The sequence below is a fragment of the Clostridium perfringens ATCC 13124 genome (assembly GCF_000013285.1).
GTDB classification, from domain to species: Bacteria; Bacillota; Clostridia; order Clostridiales; family Clostridiaceae; genus Sarcina; species Sarcina perfringens.
In genome coordinates this window covers 1,802,921-1,820,487 of record NC_008261.1, presented here as the reverse complement: position 1 = coordinate 1,820,487, position 17,567 = coordinate 1,802,921, and the positions used below count along the sequence as shown (strand labels likewise).

Sequence of the window (17,567 nt, the reverse complement as noted above, 5' to 3'; positions counted from 1 at the left end):
TAAGTTAAGCTTAGTTTTTAAAGAATTTTATTGTATAATTATAAATGATTTAAGTTTAAGAGGTGAAAATTATGGCAAAAGATAAGAAGCTTAAGACAAATGCTATGAGAATATTAGATTCTAAAAAGGTTTCATATGAAATGTTAAGTTATGAAAGCGAAGATGGAAAGATAGATGGAATATCTGTAGCTCATAAAATTGGAGTAGATGAGAAAAATGTATTTAAAACCTTAGTAGCTCAAGGAACAAGCAAAGAGTTATATGTTTTTGTTATACCAGTTGCAGAAGAATTAGATTTAAAAAATGCTGCTAAGATAGCTGGAGAAAAGAAAGTTGAAATGATAGCAGTTAAGGATATAATGAAATATACTGGATATATTCGTGGTGGATGTTCTCCAATGTTTATTTAGACAAAAATAGATGTTACATGAAAGTAACATCTAAAGAATCAGTTTCAGGATCATATATAATTTCTTTAAATAAACTCATAGCTATTTTTCTTTTGTCATCTACACTAAGATCATCATTAAATGCAAGTATATTATTATAGACTAATGAGCTATCTTTTTTAGTATTTGAATTAAGCTCTTGTAATTCTAGTTGTAGCAAATTATCTTTTAATATAGATTTTTCTTTTACTAATTCTTCTAATTTAGATATAAAAATAAGGGAAGCTTCATTACTTAGTAGAGCTATTTTGTCAGTAAGATTATTTATAGTTTTATCAATACTTTTTATTTGTTTTTTTATAGTATCTATTTTAGAAGAATTATCTATTTTATTAGAAAAATATGAAGAATTAAATGTTTTTTTATCTTTAAGCAAATGTATAAGTTCAGATACCTTAAATTCTAATATTTCTTGTTTAACTCTTTTAGTATTCGTACAAGTTTTTAATTTACCACGAACAGCATCCCTACAAGAATAATAACTATAAGTAGAAATATATATTTTTTCTTCACCATGTTTATTATAATGTTTGGTTTTAGTTGTTTTGGTTTGTCCACAAAATGTTTGACCACAATACTTACATCTAACTGTTTTAGTAAGCCAAAATTTCTCACTAAATCTATTACCTTCTCTTGATATATTTTTATCCATATCTTTATTTATAGAAATCCAAATAGAAGGCTCTATTAATCCAACTATATCACTAACAATAGCATATTTAGTTTCTTTATCTGTATATGTTAGATAGGAATGTATATTATCTTCATCACCTTGAACTATATATCCTTTAGTCTTTAAGTATAAAGATACAGAGGGAGAGCTTTTAACATATATAGGTTTTCTTAATGTGGTAGCTAAAGTTCCCCCAAGAAAATTATGATTATATTTTTCTTTTATATATTTAATAATATTAGAGTTTTTTTCTTTCTCATATTTCATATTAAAAACATCTAAAATCATATCTTGTTTATTCCATTCAAGTCCACCATTTAAACCATTTTTAAATCCAGTAGGAGGGGAGCCACCAGTCCATTTGCCTTTTTTAGCTATAGATAATAAATTATCTTTTACTCTTTGTTGAATATTAGTTCTCTCCATTTCAGCAAAACTAGCTAATAGTGTCAACATAACTTTTCCCATTTGAGTATTGGGGTCAAAACCTTCACTTATAGAAATAAGTTCAACATTATTTTCTTTAAATAGTTCTAATATTTTTAAGAAGTCTAAAGTGTTTCTAGCAATTCTATCTACTTTGTAACAAACAACTATATCAATTTCATTTAGTTGAGCCATTCTAAGCATTTTTTGAAAGGCAGGTCTATTAGTATTTCCACCTGAAAAACCTTCATCTTCAAAAACTTTAAATTTAGCATTAGGAAATTTATTATTTATATAATCTTTACACATATTAATCTGAGTTTCTATTGATACTGATCCTTCAACTAAAACAGATTTTCTTGAATAAATAGCAACTTTTTTCATAATAGACCTCCATTAAACAGAACAAGAATTATAAATTATTTCATCTTCCATAATCATTAATTTAGATATCCTAAACTTATCTTCTTTTAGGTAGAGTGATAATAACTTATATTTTATAATTTCTTCAGTAACATTAAAATGGAGAGCCAATCCACTTAAAGTACCAGATATGTGTAATAAAGCTTCAATTATTTCTTCATCAGAAACTAAATAGTTAGCAGCCCACATTCTAGCCTTCTTTTCTTGCTTACTTCTATTAATTTTATCAGAGTAAGTTATACATTCAGATGTTAAATTGCCTGAGGAGGTAAAGTGATGGCCAAGTTCCTCAGCTAACACAGATATATATTTTCTAGTATCAGTAAGTAAATTTTTATGTATTCCAATTATAGGATTCATTCCTGATACTTTAAAATATATACCTTCGATATTAGATGACTTAAAATAAACTTCTTCTAATTCTATGTTTTCATCTTCAATTACACTATAAATATCACTTAAACTTTTCATTAGTTCCACCATCCATTTTATTTATTTACAGGATAATTATAGCATCTATTTACTTAAAGGTCGAACATATGTTCTTATAAACTGTGAAAATAAGAACTAGATTAAAGTTGTCTAGTTCTTATCAAATGCATTTATAATAGTTGATTTTGAATAAAATAAAACTTCAACACCATAATATTTTCTTTCAACAGTATATTTTAATGGATATTGAATAAAAGAAAAATCATTATAGATATTAAAAATCTCAGGAGTGTTGTCATATGTAACAATCCATTTGTGAGTATGATCTAATTCTTTAATTTTATTTGCTAAATTCACATGATCTTGATGTTTGTAAAAATTTACATATAGATTTGAACCTTGATTATAATAAGGTGGATCAAAAAATGTAAAAGTTTTATCAGAGTTTGGTTTAATAATTTTATCAATTAATTCAATAGCATCATAATTATAAAGTTTAATATGTCTTTTATAACGAGAAATTAATTTTATACGTTCTATTAAATCTTCTTTATTAAATCTACAATCCATTTTGTAGTTTCCATTTTGATTATAGCCACCTATAACACCTGCTTTTATAATACCTGAACGATTAGTTCTATTAAGAAAAAAGGTTGAAAAACCTAATTCTAAAATTCTAGCATTTTTTTTATTGTTTTGAATTTCTTTTTGTTTGTACCATTCATCCATTGTTATTGGAGTATTTTTTATCAATTCACAAAATTTATTTGGGTATGACAATACACAACGCCAAAATGCATAAATTGATCTATCATAATCATTTATTATTATATTATCAACATGACCATTAATTAATAAATATAAACCAACAGCAGCTCCACCAGCAAATGGTTCAACATATGTATGACCATTTAAATCATTTAATTTTATTAAATTACCTACATATTTTGATAACTTATTTTTTCCACCTGGGTATCTTAGAGGTGAATAATTTTTTAGGCTCATAAAGTAAACTCCTTAGTCATTTAATTACAATATAAGTCTATCATAAAAATAAAACTTTGGCCATAAATTATTTTGTGATTGAATTTAATAAAACTAAAATAAAATATTCAAATTGATTCCAAGTGTTTTTTAAATTAGTTGCATCAGGTAGCATATGTTTATTATGAACATAACTATTAAATGTATTTATTGAAAATAGACTATCATGATTAGATATTGCTACATTAATAGGTTTTACTTTGTTTTTATCAATTAAATTTTTACTTTTTAAATCATCAATGCAAGCTTGTACTTTCTTATTGAGTTTATCGTTATTTGAAAGTCCAGTTAAATTAAGCTTTTCTATATATTCATCTACAACTAATTCTAAAAATACTCTAAAAAGAACTGAGGTTGAATTAGGAAAATCAGATACATCTAATTTTTTTAATTCTTTATAAATTTGTTGTATTCTTGGTACAGTTATTTTAACATGAAATGTACTTGGAATTAGAGCTTTTCTTTTATTAATATCTTTATTATCTCTTTTTGGAGAAGTAGATTTGATAGAGCTACTATTACCGGTATTGTTATTATTATTATTATTATTATTAGTGCTATTATTGATATTGCTAGAGTTATTATTATCAATATTAGCGATATTATTAGTATTACTAGTATTATTACTAGTATTATTACTAGTATTATTAGTAGTAGCACTATTATTGATATTGTTAGAGTTAATATTATCGGTATTAGCACTATTATCATTATTAGAGTTATTATCAATAGTTGTTTGTAAAGGTAAATTGATAAGATTTAAATTAGATAATATTTCAACTGGTTTATTTAATTTATTTGCATAATTAGGTAGTGAGTTGCTATTAAAAGTTTCTATATAATCCAATCTATCATTTTTAGTATAAACATCTGTTACTACAATTGTTTTATTTATCAAATCGTGTAGAATCTTTGACAATGGTTTCTTTATTTCGCTATCTGGATATAATTTATATATAGTATTTTTTTTAATATCTATACCAATATTTTCTCTTACATATGGATCACTTAATATTCTTTCAAGTGTAGTTATAGGTATATTAGTTAGATTTTGGGTTATTGTATCATCATAAATGTTACTTGATTTTATGTAAGAGAACAATGAAGTTATTATATTAGATGAATTATTGGGATTTGTTTTATTTAAAAATCGTCTTTTTTGAGTTGTATCCCATGGAATAGTACCTTTTCCACCATTAGATCCAGTATGTTTAAGTGCAATCCATTTATTGGAATCGGAAATATTATCTGTTATAGCGCAAGAAATCTTATCAATATTGATTTTAGAATTAGCGTTATTAAGTATTTTAGAATATTCATTAAAATATTTTTGTTCAATATCTTTTAGAAGATTCACATTATGTATTATTTTAAGAGCAGTTACCCTTCGATTTCCTTCTAATACAATATAAAATTCATTCTTTTTAAATACTAATAATCTTTCTAGTGGATTAAGTCCATTTTCTAAAATATCCTTTAATAATTCTTTGATTGCTTTATTATGATTTTGTAACATTATTTTTATTGCTGAAGTTTCATTGTCAACAGAATCAAATCTATAATTTTCAGGGTTTACGATAAGTTTGTCAATTGAAATATCTGTAAAAAAAGTACTCATTAAAATGTCTCCTCCAAATAAATATCAGTTATTTTTATAGTTTATAAAAACTATTTTTTATATTTATGTTTTACATATTCAATAAAATTTTCAATTTCCTTTTTAGCTTCATCAGGAAGCTCATCATCAATACCATTTTTATTGTGTAGAGCAATGGTAACTGATTTATCTTCTAATAATTGTTCAGCAGATTCTCGTATTTCTGTCTTTCCAATTAAGTAATCTACAGATACATTAAAATAGTTTGATAAAGTTTGTAGAGTTTCTGTATCAGGAGTTCTTCTATTTTGCTCATACATTCCAATAGCACTAGCTGATGTTTTTAATATATTAGCTAGTTGAGCTTGGGTTAAATCCTTCTCTTTTCTTAAAGTCTTTAATCTATTTCCAAACAATTATATTCACCATCCTTATATATATTTTACACAAAATGTGAAGTTAAAAACATCTATAAAAAGATTAAAACACAAAAAGTGTTAAAAAACTTGACTATACACAAAATGTGTAGTATATTTAAATCACACGATAAGTGTAGGAGGTTTACATGAATAGTTTACAAAGATTTAGGCTAAGTAAGAATTTAAGCAGAAGTGAAATAGCAAAATTACTAGGAATTTCCGAATCGTACTACACTAAAATTGAATTGGGAATAAGAAATCCTAGTTATAATTTCTTGAAAAAATTTAAAAGTAAATTTAGATGTACTTTAGATGAAATTTTTTTTGCAAACTAACTACACTTATTGTGTAGTTTGATTATCACATGAAAGGAGAAGAAAATACATGGCAAAACAACCAACTAAAGCAGCTAATAATGTGTATTGTATTGCAAGAAAAAAGGCTGCTGAATTTAATTCTAAATTTTCAAGTAGGGAGGGAGCTTCAGAGTTTTTAGGAATTTCAAAGGATTCATTAACTGATTATGAATTAGACCTTTGTAAAGTAGTTCCAGTAGATAAGGTTGTTATTATGGCAGAAGCATATAATGCTCCTGAACTTTTAAATCATTATTGTTGTAATGAATGTCCTATTGGCAAGAGAATTACTCCAATAATTGAATCAGAGAATATTGATAATTTGTATAAGTTTGCAATTTCAGTAGCTAATACATTAGATGATAGTGTTAATATTCAGAAGACATTATTAAAAATAGTTGAAGATGGAGTAATTGATGTATCAGAAAGAAAAGAATTGGAAATTATAGTAAAATTCTTTTCAAAATTAGAAAAGAGAGCAGCAGAAATGAGACTTATAGCAGAAAAATATTTAGGGGAGGATTAGGTAGTATGGCAAGAAGAAAAAAAGATGATCCTAAAGATTGGGATAGAAGTTTATTTCCAAAGAAAATTATAAAAGATGGAAATGTATTTATAACAGATGGATATATAGGAACAACTAAAGTGAGAATATTAAAACAACCATCTATGGAGGCTATAGAAAAATTCAATAGTTTCTTAGCTAAAAAGGCTATAGAGATTGAAAGTGAAAAGGCTAAAGAAATAATACAATGCAAATAATTTGTACAAGCTATAGGAGGTAATTATGGTATTAAAAGCAATTCAAAGATTAAAAAACAAATATTCAAGTTGTGATTTTAAAACTATTTTATGTATTGCAGAAGAGGATATCAGATTTAATAGACTTGGCTTTGGAAAGAAAACATCACAAATTAAATTCTTAGAGATTTTGAGTGAAGCAGAAATGCTAGTAAGAAGGGTTTAAATATGGATAAAGTTGAGATGAATAAAATTATTGAAAAAATAATAGAGCTTTCTTTAAATGGTATGTCATGTAAAGAAGCTCTAAACAAGTGTATTGATACCGACCAAAGCAATCAATGCACTCAAAAATACTTACAATTTAATTTTAGCATCCAAGATTAATTTAGGCAAGAAAAGAGGTGTATAAAATTGAAATACACAATTCATGGATTTAGTCAGAAAAAATTAATAGAATCAGGATTAGATAATGATGATGCTCTTATATTATCAGTAATTAAAGATATGTATTCAAGTAAAAATATGCAGTTTCAAATTATTGATGGAGAGCGTTTTATATGGATAGATCAGGGATATTTATTAGAACAAATACCGATAATAGGAACTCAAAGAAGTCTTAAGAGAAGATTAAAAAAGTTTGATGATTTAAAGATAATAGAAAGAAAAGTTTTATTTTGTAAAGATGGGATAAGAGGAAAATTTTCTTATATAAATGTTACTTCAAAATTAGATAACTTAACAGAATATATACCTTGGGACAAAATGTCCCAAGGGTTAGGACAAAGTGTCCCAAGGGTTAGGACAATATATCCCAACAAAGATTCTTCTATAAGAGATATAAATAATATTATATATAGTCGAGTTATAGAGTATCTCAATTCAAAGACTGGAAAATCATATAAAGCTACTACTAGAAAGACACAATCTTTAATTAAAGCTAGATTAGATGAAGGATTCAATGAAGAAGAATTTTTTAAGGTTATAGATAATAAAGTTTCTGAATGGAAAGGTACAGAGTATGAGAAATATTTAAGGCCTGAAACTTTATTTGGTAATAAGTTTGAAGGATATTTAAATCAAGAGCTTGGAGCAGGAACAAAAGAAATAAGTAAAGATAATCTTAATATAAAGAAAGGTAATTTTGATTATTAAAGGTGAGAGTATGGAGAGTAATTATGCTATTGATAGTGAAAAAGCTATTTTAGGAACTATTATACAAGATAATGATTTTATGATAAAAGCTATGGGTTCTTTGGAAGATAATGATTTTTATAGCTCTAAAAATAAAATTACATATAGAGCTATGAGAGAGTTGTTTAAGGATAACATAAGTTTTGATTTAACAATAGTCGCTGAGAAGTTATCCAAAGAAATAAAGGCACAAGCTATAACCTTATCTGATTTAACTGAAATATCATATCACACATCAAGAGGTACATTTGATAGTCATTTAAACTTAGTTAAAGAAAAGAGTAAGGAAAGAAAGTTAATTGTTGCTTGTAAAAGTATAATAACTGATGGTGGAAGTATTGAATCAAAAGTGGATTTATTACAAAATACTTTGCTTGAGCTTAATTCATCAGATAGAGAAGATAAATTTTATACAATGAGTGAGGTAATGGAGAAAACTTTAAATAAGATAGAAAAAGCTTTTAATAATAAAAGTGGATTAACTGGAATAAGTACAGGAATTCAAAAAATAGATAATGCGACAAATGGATTAGAGAAAAAAGACTTTATTGTATTTGGAGCAAGGCCTTCAATGGGAAAGACAGCTTTATCACTATCAATAATGGAAAATATAAAAGGCAAGGTTCTTTATATTCAGTTAGATATGAGTACCGAAGGAATGGGACAAAGGTTATTGGCTTCAAATACATGTATAGAAAATGGAAAGATTGCTAGAGGAAGATTCAATGATTCTGAGATGAATAGCTTATTAAATGTTTTTGATAGGTTAAGCAGGAAGAATAACATATTTGTTTATGAACCTGCATCAATAACAGTAAATCAAATAAGATTAATAGCTAAAGAAATTCAAATAAAGTATGGGTTAGATGTAATCATAGTAGATCATATAGGAAAAATAAGACCGACAACAAAGGGAAGTAAATATGAACAATCAAGCTATATATCAAATTCATTAAAGGCTATGGCTAAAGAGTTAAATGTAGCAATGGTAGCATTATGTCAACTTTCAAGAGCATCAGAGCAAAGGGCAGACCATAGACCAATACTATCAGACTTAAGAGATACTGGAAGCATTGAAGAAGATGCTGATGTAATAGGACTTCTTTATAGGGATGGTTATTATAGAGCAAGAGAGGATAAGGAAGATATTGTAGATGATGTTTTAGAAATAAACTTTGCTAAGTGTAGAAATGGTAGAACTGGAGTAGTTGAATTAAATTATAATTTGCCAACTCAAAGATTATCAGAATTTTAGGAGTGATTAATATGAAACTAAGTAAAGAAGAATTTGTTGCTAGATATGTTAATGACTTAAAAAAGAAGCGTAAGGCAAAAGAACTAGAATATGATAAATACAAGTTTACTACTATTGCCATAGCAAGAGGAAGAAATAATAGAAAGTATTATGACTAGAGAGGATGATTTAAATGAATAAAGTTGTTTTAGTTGGGAGATTATCTAAAGATCCTGAATTAAGATTTACTGCTAATAAAGGAACAGCAGTAACAAGATTTACACTAGCAGTTAATAGAGATTTTAAAAAAGAAGATGGAACACAAGAAGCTGATTTTATAAATTGCATAGCTTATTCAAAAAGAGCAGAAGTCATAGCTAAGTATTTAACTAAAGGTAAAAGATTTAGTATATCAGGGAGCATTAGAACTGGAAGTTATGATGCACAAGATGGGACAAGAAGATATATAACTTATATAGCGGTTGATGGATTTGATTTTATTGATTCAAGTGATAGTAAAGTAAATAATGATAAATTCAATGATGATATGATACCAGTTGATGATGGGGATATTCCATTCTAGGTAGTGACTAAGAGTAATCAAAAAGAGAGTTGTGTTTTACAACTCTCTATCTTAAAGGTGATTAATGAAGTGTTTATTTGATTTATTTTAACATATGATCTAACAGAATAGATACATATATATCTATTCTATAGCTTTAATTAAAAATTAAAGACATTTTAATATGCATAAAGCTAATACTAAGATTATCAGTAATGTTAAATCACCTTGCATTTAATCACCTCAATGGTTAATTTTATATTTAATATTATATTTAATATTATATTCAAAAATAAGATAGTTATTCATAAAAATATAGTAGGTGCAGGAGTGAAAAATTTAATTTTGAAAATATTAAAAGGTATGCTAGGAATAAGAAGTATATCGTTAATTAGAAGGTGTTTAGAGAATAAATATTAAATGACTAAGTAAATAAAAAGATTTTTACTAACTAGGATATAAGTTATTATGAAAGGATGTGAAAGTTCCTTTACAAAAGCTATATATTGTACAACTTAGTTAGTTTAAATAAAAAAAGTTAAAGTGAGGTATTCAAATGATAGGTAATATGATTAAGTTTAAGGATGATGTAGAAGGATTATTAAAGAGTTATAAAGAAACAGTAAGAGAAATAAGAGCTTTGGAATTAGAAATTGCAACTGTAGAAAATGAATATCAAGGATGTGGAGCATTACAATATTCAGAAAGAACTGGAACAACTTATAAAATAACAGATCCAGTAGTAAATGAAGTTTTATCAAAGGAAAAGAGAATACAGTTTCTTAAATATTTGAAAAGAAATAAGGAGTTGAGGATAAAGAAAATAGAAAACCTAATATCATGTTTAGATGAAGTTGAGTATGAGATAATCACATCATATTACTTTAGGGGAATGAATATGGAGAGTATTGCTGAAAGATTAGGGATGAATCCTAAATATCTTATATGCAAAAAATCAAAAATAATTAAGAAAATAGAGTTAGATATGATGAATTTAAAAAGTCTAACTAATTTCTGACTAAACTCTAACTATTATGTGGTTGAATAGCTAACTTTATATGCGTTAATATAATAGTATCAAATGAATAACCACTTAAACTTTAGAAGAGCTAACTTTATAGTTGGCTCTTTTTACTTTGTAAAAAAAGAGGTGAGATAAATGGAAAAGAGAAAGTTACCTATGTATATGTTGTGGGAAGGGAACAGACTTAAATGTGCATGTTCATTTTTCTCACCATTATGTAGTAAATATCAAAAAGGAAAGTGTCAAGAAGAAGTAGTTATTTATGATCCTTGTCAAGGAATTGATGAATGTATGAAACATAGTAGCTATAAAAGAGTAAATGGAGCATTAAGACAAAAATAATAAATTTTTTTGAAAATTATAAAACTTTAACTTATAATTATCTGTGGAGGGGATAATAATGGGAAAAAAATTGGATAGAGACCAAGAATTACAGAGTGTTGAGGCATTACAAAAATATTATTTTGCCAATAATCATCAAAATGGACCATTTAATACTAAGGTAGAAGTTTTATTAAAAAAAGGAAGGAAACTTGCATTTAATGCAAATGTTTCAATAGTTATAGCATTTGATAGTAGTTCGCAAAAGATAAGTATCATGTGGGAAGATGATGGTTTTGATGATTTTAGAGATATTCAACTCTTTGGAACATATAATTGTCATTATACAAAGATGAAATATCTAAAAACAAAAAAAATTCTAGAGATAAATTCATCAGATTCTAATAAAATAGTAAGAGTTTATGTACCATAATAAATAAAAGAAAGAGTTTTAATTATAATAAAAACTCTTTCTTTTATTTGTATTTCATAGAATAAGAAATAATTTTAGTTAAGTGAGGTAGTATATGAACTATGTTGAACCAATAAGAGATTCAAATAAGGTACATGAGATTGCTAATTACTTAAGAAAGTATAGTGAAAGAAATTATATTATGTTCATACTAGGTATTAATTCAGGATTAAGGATAAGTGATATTTTAAGTCTTAGAATTAGAGATGTTAAAGGAAAAGATTATATTTCCATTAGAGAAAAGAAAACTGGAAAGCAAAAGATATTTCCAATGACACCAATATTAAAAAGAGAAATAAAGAAATATTGTGATGAAAAAGATTTAGACCAATTTCTTATAAAATCAAAGAAAGGTTATAACAGACCTATTGGAAGAAAACAAGCTTACACTATATTAAGAGATGCAGGAGAAACTTTAGGACTTTATAACTTAGGAACTCACACTTTAAGAAAGACTTTTGGATATCATTTTTATATGCAATATAAGGACGTTGTTACACTCCAAAAGATATTCAATCATTCTGACCCTTCAATAACTTTACATTATATAGGGGTTGAACAGAGCCATATAAATAGAATGATTAAAGGTTTTAAAATCTATTAAATAGGACATAAAAGAATGAGGTGGCATTAAATTTTAAGACTACCTTTAAACTTAGATTTTATGAAGCTTTGAAGATAATTCATTTAAACCACACAATATGTATTATGGGGTATTATTTGCAAGTTGTTGAACTTGATATTGCAATAATATATAATATGTTATTGAGGTGATTAAATGGATAAAAAAACCATAATAAAAAATATATCAATAAGTTTAGGGGTAATATCAATATTGGTATATGCTTCATTATTTAGTATTTGGAAAGTATGGGGTAATCATTTTAAAGTTGCTGAATGGATTATATTTTGTGCTACAGTAGTAACTACTTTAATAGGAGCATATGCAACAATAATTGCTGTCTTAATTTCAATTGAATATTCTAAAAATCAGAAAAATGTTGAGCAAAAAGAAAAACTAAGAAGAATTAATATTATAGTTTATACTGAGTTATTAGAGTATATTAATTCAGTTAAGGAAGATTTTTTTTATTATATTTTTGAAGCAGGTAATACATGGGGGGTTAAGCGAGTAAGTGAAGATTTTAGATTTATAATTCCAGAAATAAAATCAAATGTAAAAGATTTAATATATGAACTAATGATTTATGATACCAATGAAAGTATAATAATTATAAAGAAAATATATGATTTATATATTGAAAATAAAAGACTGATTGATAAAAAAAGTAATCACGAAGTGATAATAGAATTTTTATTGGAAAATATATTGAATGATGAGTATAAAAAAACGGTTGATTGTACTACACCTAAGTTAAAGTTTGTGCCTGTAGAAGATACTAAGTTAAAGAATAATATTGAAGCTAGTAATCATATGAGACCAACAGAGCTAAGAGAAGAATTAATTCCACAAAGTCAGGAAGAGTCAGATTGTATAGATGACTTTGTGGAAAAATACAAAGAAAATACTTCTTTGATAAAAGTTAACGAAGAAATTGAAGGTGCATTAAAATATTTATTAGGAGCGATTAAAAATTAAAAAAGTTTGTAACTATAGTGGATGTAATAACCTTATAAAATTAAATGAAACTTATTGTAGTAAGCATTCATTTGATAATAAGGATAGACATAAGAATTATAAGGTAAGAAGAAAAGATAAAGATGAACAAGCTTTTTATAATTCTAAAGAATGGCATATAGTTAGGACTAACGTTATTGCTAGGGATTTAGGTTTATGTAAGGTTTGTTTAAGTAAGAATAGAATAAGAGTTGCTGATGTTGTACATCACATAATAGAGTTAAAGGAAAGCAGGGAGCTTGGATTAAGGACAAGCAACCTGCTTTCTTTATGTAATTCATGTCACCAAGAGATACATGCTAAATATAGAAAAGGTATGGTTACTAAAAGAAATACTCAGGAAGAGTTATTTAAGCTAATTCCTAAAGGGTAGGGGGTGTATAAAAAGTTTTTAAGGAGTGTCAAAAGGTCGCAGTATCTATGTCAGAAAAAATTTTTTCGTTTTTTGAACTAAAGGGGGGTAATGTTAGGTTTGGGAAGAAAGATGATTTCAGTTTCTCAAATTATTGCAAATGGTAATAAGAGCCATTTGACTAATGAAGAAATTGAAAAAAGACAAGAACAAGAAGAAAAATTAAAAAAATTACCTAGAGATAAAATAAGACCACCAACATGGTTATCCAAAGATGGTAAAAGTATTTTTAAGAAAATTGTTAAAGAGTTAGAAGCTGTAGATATACTTGCTAATATTGATAATTATAATTTAGCTGTTTTGGCTAACTCTATAGAAAAATATATAGAATGTACCATGAAGTTAAATTGTGATGAGCTTACAGTAACACATATTAATAAACAAGGATCTTTAACAACTCAAAAGAATCCTTTGATTTCTATTCAAATTCAATATGCTGATGTTATTAAAAAGTTAGGTGCAGAGTTTGGATTAAGTCCAGCAGCAAGATTAAAAATTATTCAAGAAGCATCTGATATTGATGATGATGAAAAAGCATTTAATAAGGATTTTGGAAATGTATAATACAGTTCTTGAAGAGCTTATTGATTATTCTAATAAAATACTAAATTGTGAAATTGTTGCTTGTAAAAGACATAAACAAGCTTGTCAGAGATTTCTAAATGATTTAGAAAGAATGGAGCATGAAGATTTCGAGTATTATTGGGATGAAGAGGAAGCTCAAAAAATTGTTAAGTGGTATAGTTACTGTAAACATTCAAAAGGAGTATTAGAGGGACAACCAATAATATTAAATTCATGGTCAAAGTTTGTAATTTGTAATATAGAAGCTTGGAAGCATAAGGATACAAATTATAGAAGGTTTAGATTTGCTTTTATTCAAGTAGGGAGAAAAAATGCAAAATCTCAAATGGAAGCTGGAATGGCTGGTTATGAAATAGGAGCAAAAGGGTATAATGCAGCAGAAGTTTATACTTTAGGAGTTGAAAGAGATCAGGCTAAAATTGTTTTTGATGAATGGGAGCTAATGACTTCTAAACCATTAAAGAAGAAATTTAAGTTTACTCAAAAAGAAATACGACATAGAAATAGTAATAGTTTTATGAAGCATTTAAGTAAAAAAGCTGGTAAAACTGGTGATGGTAAGAATCCACAAATGGCTATTATAGATGAGTATCATGCACATCCTAATTCAGATATGTATGATGTTATGAAATCAGGTATGATGGCAAGAACAGAGCCATTATTAGTAATAATAACTACGGCTGGAATGGACTACGAAGAAACGGCTTGTTATTATGAATATTTAGATTGTTGTTCAATATTAGATGGAACTTTTGAGAATGATAAATACTTTGTAATGATTTGTGAGCTAGAAAAAGAAGATGATCCTTTTGATGAAGAAGTTTGGTTAAAGGCTAATCCAATTTTATGTACTTATCCTGAAGGAATACAAAGCATGAGGGAAAATGCTAAATTAGCTAAGAATACAAGTAATGAAAAGAAGAGAATAGAGTTCTTTACTAAGAATTGTAATATATATGTTGCAGCAGGAGAAAAAAGGTATGTTGATGTTGAATACTGGAAAGCTTGTAAAAAGGAATTAACCTTAGAGGATTTCAGAGGACATGATTGTTATATTGGAATAGATTTATCAAAGTCAGGGGATTTAACTTCAATTGCTTTTGAGTTTCCTTATTTAGATGGGAATATTAGACGATATGCTTTATTTGGACAATCATTTATACCATCAGAAGTAGTTAAAGAAAAAATGATAACTGACAATGTACCATATGAATTATGGAGTAAAAAAGGTTGGTTAATAAAGACAGAAGCTAATGATGGTTTAATAGTAGATTTTTGGGCAGTTCTAAATACTATAGAAAGTATTGTAAAAGAATATGAACTAAATGTTATAGAAGTTAGTTATGACCCTCATGGAGCTGCAATGTTAGTTGGAGAACTAGAAAGAAAGGATTATACCTGTGTAGAATGTGGACAAAGTTGTGCAAAACTAAATGAAGCTACTGTAAATTTTAGAGATTTAATGAAAGTTAAGCAACTTGAACATGATGATAATAAACTTATGACTTGGTGTGTTCAAAATGCAGAGATTGATTCCAACTCTTTTGGAGAAATAAAAATAAGTAAAAAAAGCAGATTTAAAAGAATTGACCCATTAGCAAGTTGTATATTCGCTCATGTTAGAGCTATAACATATTGGAAAAGAGAAAACTTAAATGTGAGTGAATTTGCAGAAGAAGATTTCTTAAAGAGATTATGGGGGAGAAAATAGATGAAGTTTTTTAAAAAGTTATTTAATAAAAGAAGTAATTATGATGAAGAGATTGGTATTAATATATCTGATTCTAACTTTTGGGAGAAGTTTGGTATTAAATTAAAATTTTTAATATCAGGTAAGAGAGTATTAAAAGAAAATACAGTTTATATATGTACTAAGGTAAGAGCTGAAAGCATAGGTAAATTATCTTTAAAGATTTACAAGGATAGAGAAGAGTATAAAGAACATGAACTTTATTATCTTTTAAGATATAAGCCTAATCCATTAATGAACTCAATTAATTTTTGGAAGTGCTTAGAAGCACAAAGAACTTTAAAAGGTAATGCGTATACATATATAGAAAGAGATAGAAGAGGAAAGATAATTGGTTTATATCCTATTGATTCAGATAATGTAACTAAAGTTATGGATGATAATAACTTTTTAAGTAGTTTAACTAAAGTTTGGTATATAGTAACTGACAATAAAGGGATTAAACATAAGTTACTTCCTGATGAAATACTACATTTTATTGGAGATATTACTTTAGATGGATTAATAGGAATAGCTCCACTTGATTATTTGAAATGTACTATTGAGAATGGAAGAGCTACTCAGGAGTTTATAAATAAATTCTTTAAAAGTGGATTAACTACAAAAGGAATAATTCAATATGTAGGAGAGCTAGACGAAAAGGCAAAGAAAACTTTTATAAAAGAATTTGAATCTATGAGTAATGGTCTAGCAAATGCTCATTCGGTTTCATTACTTCCTTTAGGGTATCAATTTCAACCTTTGTCATTAAGCATGGCAGATGCACAATTTTTAGAAAATGCAAAATTAACTAAAAGAGAATTAGCAGCAGCATTTGGAATGAAGTCATATCATCTTAATGATTTAGAGAGAGCAACATTTAATAATCTTACAGAACAACAGAAAGATTTTTATATAACAACACTTCAACCATCTCTTACTAATTATGAACAAGAGATGCAAGATAAATTATTAAGTCAATATGAAACTTTAAATAATGTGAAAATTGAGTTTAATGTAGATAGTATTTTAAGAAGTGATATAAAAACAAGATATGAAGCTTATAGAATTGGTATTCAAAGTGGATTTATAGCTTCCAATGAGGTGAGAAAAAAAGAAAATTTACCACCAAAAGATGGAGGAAATGAATTACTTATAAATGGTAATATGATGCCTATAGCTATGGCTGGAAAACAATATTTGAAAGGTGGTGATAATAGTGGAGCATAAGGAAGTTAAAAGAGAAGTAAGAAATATAATTTCAAATTTTGAAGCAAGGTCAAATGATGAAACAGGAGTTAAAACAATATCAGGTTATGCATCAAAGTATAATGTTGAATCACAAGTATTAAGAGATTGGTGGGGAGATAAGTTTGTAGAAGTTGTTGCTGAGGGAGCTTTTGATAATAGTTTAAGAAACAATACTATAAAAGCTTTATATAATCATAATACTGATAATGTATTAGGTTCAACAAAAAGTGGTACTTTAAGGTTAGAAAGTGATTCAGTAGGATTAAGGTTTGATATTGATTTACCTAATACAACAGTTGCTAATGATTTATATGAAAGTGTAAAGCGTGGGGATGTTGATGGTACTTCATTTGGATTCAAGGTACTTGACGATAAATGGAGTAAAGTTGAAAAAGATGGTGAAGAAATAATGAAAAGGACTTTATTAGAAGTTGAGTTATATGAAATATCACCAACACCATTTCCTGCTTATGAAGATACTGAAGTAGATTGTAGAAGCTTAGAAAAAATAAAAATAAATGCAAAGAAAAAAGAAGAAAAAAGAAGTAATTTATTAGAGCTTATATATTGTTAAAGCTCTTTTT

Annotated in this window: 24 protein-coding genes and 1 pseudogene; 20 read left to right on the top strand and 5 right to left on the bottom strand. The window is 26.7% G+C overall.

The window, feature by feature from the left end; translation table 11 throughout:
• Positions 1 to 71: 71 nt before the first annotated feature.
• A pseudogene (locus tag CPF_RS07820) lies at positions 72 to 401 on the top strand (aminoacyl-tRNA deacylase); the annotation flags it as partial.
• A 22-nt stretch (positions 402 to 423) separates the two neighbouring features.
• Here the strand turns inward: CPF_RS07820 and CPF_RS07815 are convergent.
• From CPF_RS07815 to CPF_RS07795, 5 genes are all read right to left on the bottom strand, one after another.
• The gene (locus tag CPF_RS07815) at positions 424 to 1,932 is read right to left on the bottom strand and encodes a recombinase family protein (protein WP_011590809.1); all 1,509 of its coding nucleotides are present in this window, start codon (positions 1,930 to 1,932) and stop codon (positions 424 to 426) included.
• A 12-nt stretch (positions 1,933 to 1,944) separates the two neighbouring features.
• Positions 1,945 to 2,442 (bottom strand): ImmA/IrrE family metallo-endopeptidase, encoded by a 498-nt coding sequence (locus tag CPF_RS07810; RefSeq protein WP_011590808.1) that lies wholly within the window; start codon positions 2,440 to 2,442, stop codon positions 1,945 to 1,947.
• 111 nt (positions 2,443 to 2,553) lie between these two features.
• The gene (locus CPF_RS07805) at positions 2,554 to 3,408 is read right to left on the bottom strand and encodes a DNA adenine methylase (protein WP_011590807.1); all 855 of its coding nucleotides are present in this window, start codon (positions 3,406 to 3,408) and stop codon (positions 2,554 to 2,556) included.
• Positions 3,409 to 3,475: 67 nt separating this feature from the next.
• Positions 3,476 to 5,065 carry a hypothetical protein gene (locus CPF_RS14850; RefSeq protein ID WP_011590806.1) on the bottom strand — a complete coding sequence of 530 codons (1,590 nt, stop codon included), beginning with the start codon at positions 5,063 to 5,065 and terminating at the stop codon, positions 3,476 to 3,478.
• Positions 5,066 to 5,115: 50 nt separating this feature from the next.
• Positions 5,116 to 5,460, bottom strand: coding sequence for a helix-turn-helix domain-containing protein (locus CPF_RS07795; RefSeq protein ID WP_011590805.1), 345 nt, complete (start codon positions 5,458 to 5,460; stop codon positions 5,116 to 5,118).
• A gap of 149 nt (positions 5,461 to 5,609) precedes the next feature.
• Between CPF_RS07795 and CPF_RS07790 the strand changes: the two genes are divergently transcribed.
• The 19 genes from CPF_RS07790 to CPF_RS07710 all read left to right on the top strand — a co-directional run bounded on the left by CPF_RS07790 (position 5,610) and on the right by CPF_RS07710 (position 17,557).
• Positions 5,610 to 5,798, top strand: a complete 189-nt coding sequence (locus tag CPF_RS07790; protein ID WP_011590804.1) for a helix-turn-helix domain-containing protein — start codon at positions 5,610 to 5,612, stop codon at positions 5,796 to 5,798.
• Between the two features lie 49 nt (positions 5,799 to 5,847).
• On the top strand, positions 5,848 to 6,345 hold the full coding sequence (locus CPF_RS07785; RefSeq protein ID WP_011590803.1) for a helix-turn-helix domain-containing protein: 498 nt from the start codon (positions 5,848 to 5,850) through the stop codon (positions 6,343 to 6,345).
• Positions 6,346 to 6,350: 5 nt separating this feature from the next.
• The gene (locus tag CPF_RS07780) at positions 6,351 to 6,581 is read left to right on the top strand and encodes a hypothetical protein (protein ID WP_011590802.1); all 231 of its coding nucleotides are present in this window, start codon (positions 6,351 to 6,353) and stop codon (positions 6,579 to 6,581) included.
• Between the two features lie 25 nt (positions 6,582 to 6,606).
• Entirely contained in the window at positions 6,607 to 6,786 is a 180-nt protein-coding gene (locus tag CPF_RS07775; RefSeq protein WP_011590801.1) for a hypothetical protein, read from the top strand.
• A 2-nt stretch (positions 6,787 to 6,788) separates the two neighbouring features.
• Complete coding sequence (locus CPF_RS14895; RefSeq protein WP_158301054.1) at positions 6,789 to 6,947, top strand: hypothetical protein; 159 nt, start codon at positions 6,789 to 6,791, stop codon at positions 6,945 to 6,947.
• A 27-nt stretch (positions 6,948 to 6,974) separates the two neighbouring features.
• Complete coding sequence (locus tag CPF_RS07770) at positions 6,975 to 7,715, top strand: conserved phage C-terminal domain-containing protein (RefSeq protein WP_011590799.1); 741 nt, start codon at positions 6,975 to 6,977, stop codon at positions 7,713 to 7,715.
• 10 nt (positions 7,716 to 7,725) lie between these two features.
• Positions 7,726 to 9,009, top strand: a complete 1,284-nt coding sequence (locus CPF_RS07765) for a DnaB-like helicase C-terminal domain-containing protein (protein WP_011590798.1) — start codon at positions 7,726 to 7,728, stop codon at positions 9,007 to 9,009.
• 11 nt (positions 9,010 to 9,020) lie between these two features.
• Positions 9,021 to 9,167, top strand: a complete 147-nt coding sequence (locus tag CPF_RS14890) for a hypothetical protein (RefSeq protein ID WP_011590797.1) — start codon at positions 9,021 to 9,023, stop codon at positions 9,165 to 9,167.
• A 14-nt stretch (positions 9,168 to 9,181) separates the two neighbouring features.
• A complete protein-coding gene (locus CPF_RS07760) occupies positions 9,182 to 9,571 on the top strand; it encodes a single-stranded DNA-binding protein (protein ID WP_011590796.1) in 390 nt (129 codons plus the stop codon).
• Positions 9,572 to 10,106: 535 nt separating this feature from the next.
• Positions 10,107 to 10,568 carry a sigma-70 family RNA polymerase sigma factor gene (locus tag CPF_RS14675; RefSeq protein ID WP_011590794.1) on the top strand — a complete coding sequence of 154 codons (462 nt, stop codon included), beginning with the start codon at positions 10,107 to 10,109 and terminating at the stop codon, positions 10,566 to 10,568.
• 141 nt (positions 10,569 to 10,709) lie between these two features.
• On the top strand, positions 10,710 to 10,916 hold the full coding sequence (locus CPF_RS07750; RefSeq protein ID WP_011590793.1) for a hypothetical protein: 207 nt from the start codon (positions 10,710 to 10,712) through the stop codon (positions 10,914 to 10,916).
• A gap of 58 nt (positions 10,917 to 10,974) precedes the next feature.
• On the top strand, positions 10,975 to 11,328 hold the full coding sequence (locus CPF_RS07745; RefSeq protein ID WP_011590792.1) for a hypothetical protein: 354 nt from the start codon (positions 10,975 to 10,977) through the stop codon (positions 11,326 to 11,328).
• Positions 11,329 to 11,422: 94 nt separating this feature from the next.
• Complete coding sequence (locus CPF_RS07740) at positions 11,423 to 11,971, top strand: site-specific integrase (RefSeq protein WP_011590791.1); 549 nt, start codon at positions 11,423 to 11,425, stop codon at positions 11,969 to 11,971.
• Positions 11,972 to 12,145: 174 nt separating this feature from the next.
• Positions 12,146 to 12,967, top strand: a complete 822-nt coding sequence (locus tag CPF_RS07735; protein WP_011590790.1) for a hypothetical protein — start codon at positions 12,146 to 12,148, stop codon at positions 12,965 to 12,967.
• Entirely contained in the window at positions 12,963 to 13,379 is a 417-nt protein-coding gene (locus CPF_RS15230) for an HNH endonuclease signature motif containing protein (RefSeq protein ID WP_041702752.1), read from the top strand. Before CPF_RS07735 ends, CPF_RS15230 begins: the two co-directional genes overlap by 5 nt.
• 90 nt (positions 13,380 to 13,469) lie before the next feature.
• Positions 13,470 to 13,982: a phage terminase small subunit P27 family gene (locus CPF_RS07725; protein WP_011590789.1), complete on the top strand. Its 513-nt coding sequence runs from the start codon at positions 13,470 to 13,472 to the stop codon at positions 13,980 to 13,982.
• A complete protein-coding gene (locus tag CPF_RS07720) occupies positions 13,975 to 15,714 on the top strand; it encodes a terminase large subunit (protein WP_011590788.1) in 1,740 nt (579 codons plus the stop codon). Before CPF_RS07725 ends, CPF_RS07720 begins: the two co-directional genes overlap by 8 nt.
• Positions 15,715 to 16,962, top strand: a complete 1,248-nt coding sequence (locus tag CPF_RS07715; protein ID WP_011590787.1) for a phage portal protein — start codon at positions 15,715 to 15,717, stop codon at positions 16,960 to 16,962.
• Positions 16,952 to 17,557 carry an HK97 family phage prohead protease gene (locus CPF_RS07710; protein WP_011590786.1) on the top strand — a complete coding sequence of 202 codons (606 nt, stop codon included), beginning with the start codon at positions 16,952 to 16,954 and terminating at the stop codon, positions 17,555 to 17,557. Before CPF_RS07715 ends, CPF_RS07710 begins: the two co-directional genes overlap by 11 nt.
• The last annotated feature ends 10 nt before the right edge of the window (positions 17,558 to 17,567 follow it).

Bases quoted from the DNA above. Each gene is read 5' to 3' on its own strand.
- CPF_RS14850 (WP_011590806.1), bottom strand. From the start codon at position 5,065: ATGAGTACTTTTTTTACAGATATTTCAATTGACAAACTTATCGTAAAC.
- CPF_RS07785 (WP_011590803.1), top strand. From the start codon at position 5,848: ATGGCAAAACAACCAACTAAAGCAGCTAATAATGTGTATTGTATTGCA.
- CPF_RS07720 (WP_011590788.1), top strand. From the start codon at position 13,975: ATGTATAATACAGTTCTTGAAGAGCTTATTGATTATTCTAATAAAATA.
- CPF_RS07775 (WP_011590801.1), top strand. From the start codon at position 6,607: ATGGTATTAAAAGCAATTCAAAGATTAAAAAACAAATATTCAAGTTGT.
- CPF_RS07725 (WP_011590789.1), top strand. From the start codon at position 13,470: ATGTTAGGTTTGGGAAGAAAGATGATTTCAGTTTCTCAAATTATTGCA.
- CPF_RS07790 (WP_011590804.1), top strand. From the start codon at position 5,610: ATGAATAGTTTACAAAGATTTAGGCTAAGTAAGAATTTAAGCAGAAGT.
- CPF_RS07740 (WP_011590791.1), top strand. From the start codon at position 11,423: ATGAACTATGTTGAACCAATAAGAGATTCAAATAAGGTACATGAGATT.
- CPF_RS07715 (WP_011590787.1), top strand. From the start codon at position 15,715: ATGAAGTTTTTTAAAAAGTTATTTAATAAAAGAAGTAATTATGATGAA.
- CPF_RS07760 (WP_011590796.1), top strand. From the start codon at position 9,182: ATGAATAAAGTTGTTTTAGTTGGGAGATTATCTAAAGATCCTGAATTA.
- CPF_RS14890 (WP_011590797.1), top strand. From the start codon at position 9,021: ATGAAACTAAGTAAAGAAGAATTTGTTGCTAGATATGTTAATGACTTA.
- CPF_RS07780 (WP_011590802.1), top strand. From the start codon at position 6,351: ATGGCAAGAAGAAAAAAAGATGATCCTAAAGATTGGGATAGAAGTTTA.
- CPF_RS14895 (WP_158301054.1), top strand. From the start codon at position 6,789: ATGGATAAAGTTGAGATGAATAAAATTATTGAAAAAATAATAGAGCTT.
- CPF_RS07750 (WP_011590793.1), top strand. From the start codon at position 10,710: ATGGAAAAGAGAAAGTTACCTATGTATATGTTGTGGGAAGGGAACAGA.
- CPF_RS07805 (WP_011590807.1), bottom strand. From the start codon at position 3,408: ATGAGCCTAAAAAATTATTCACCTCTAAGATACCCAGGTGGAAAAAAT.
- CPF_RS07810 (WP_011590808.1), bottom strand. From the start codon at position 2,442: ATGAAAAGTTTAAGTGATATTTATAGTGTAATTGAAGATGAAAACATA.
- CPF_RS07765 (WP_011590798.1), top strand. From the start codon at position 7,726: ATGGAGAGTAATTATGCTATTGATAGTGAAAAAGCTATTTTAGGAACT.
- CPF_RS14675 (WP_011590794.1), top strand. From the start codon at position 10,107: ATGATAGGTAATATGATTAAGTTTAAGGATGATGTAGAAGGATTATTA.
- CPF_RS07735 (WP_011590790.1), top strand. From the start codon at position 12,146: ATGGATAAAAAAACCATAATAAAAAATATATCAATAAGTTTAGGGGTA.
- CPF_RS07815 (WP_011590809.1), bottom strand. From the start codon at position 1,932: ATGAAAAAAGTTGCTATTTATTCAAGAAAATCTGTTTTAGTTGAAGGA.
- CPF_RS07745 (WP_011590792.1), top strand. From the start codon at position 10,975: ATGGGAAAAAAATTGGATAGAGACCAAGAATTACAGAGTGTTGAGGCA.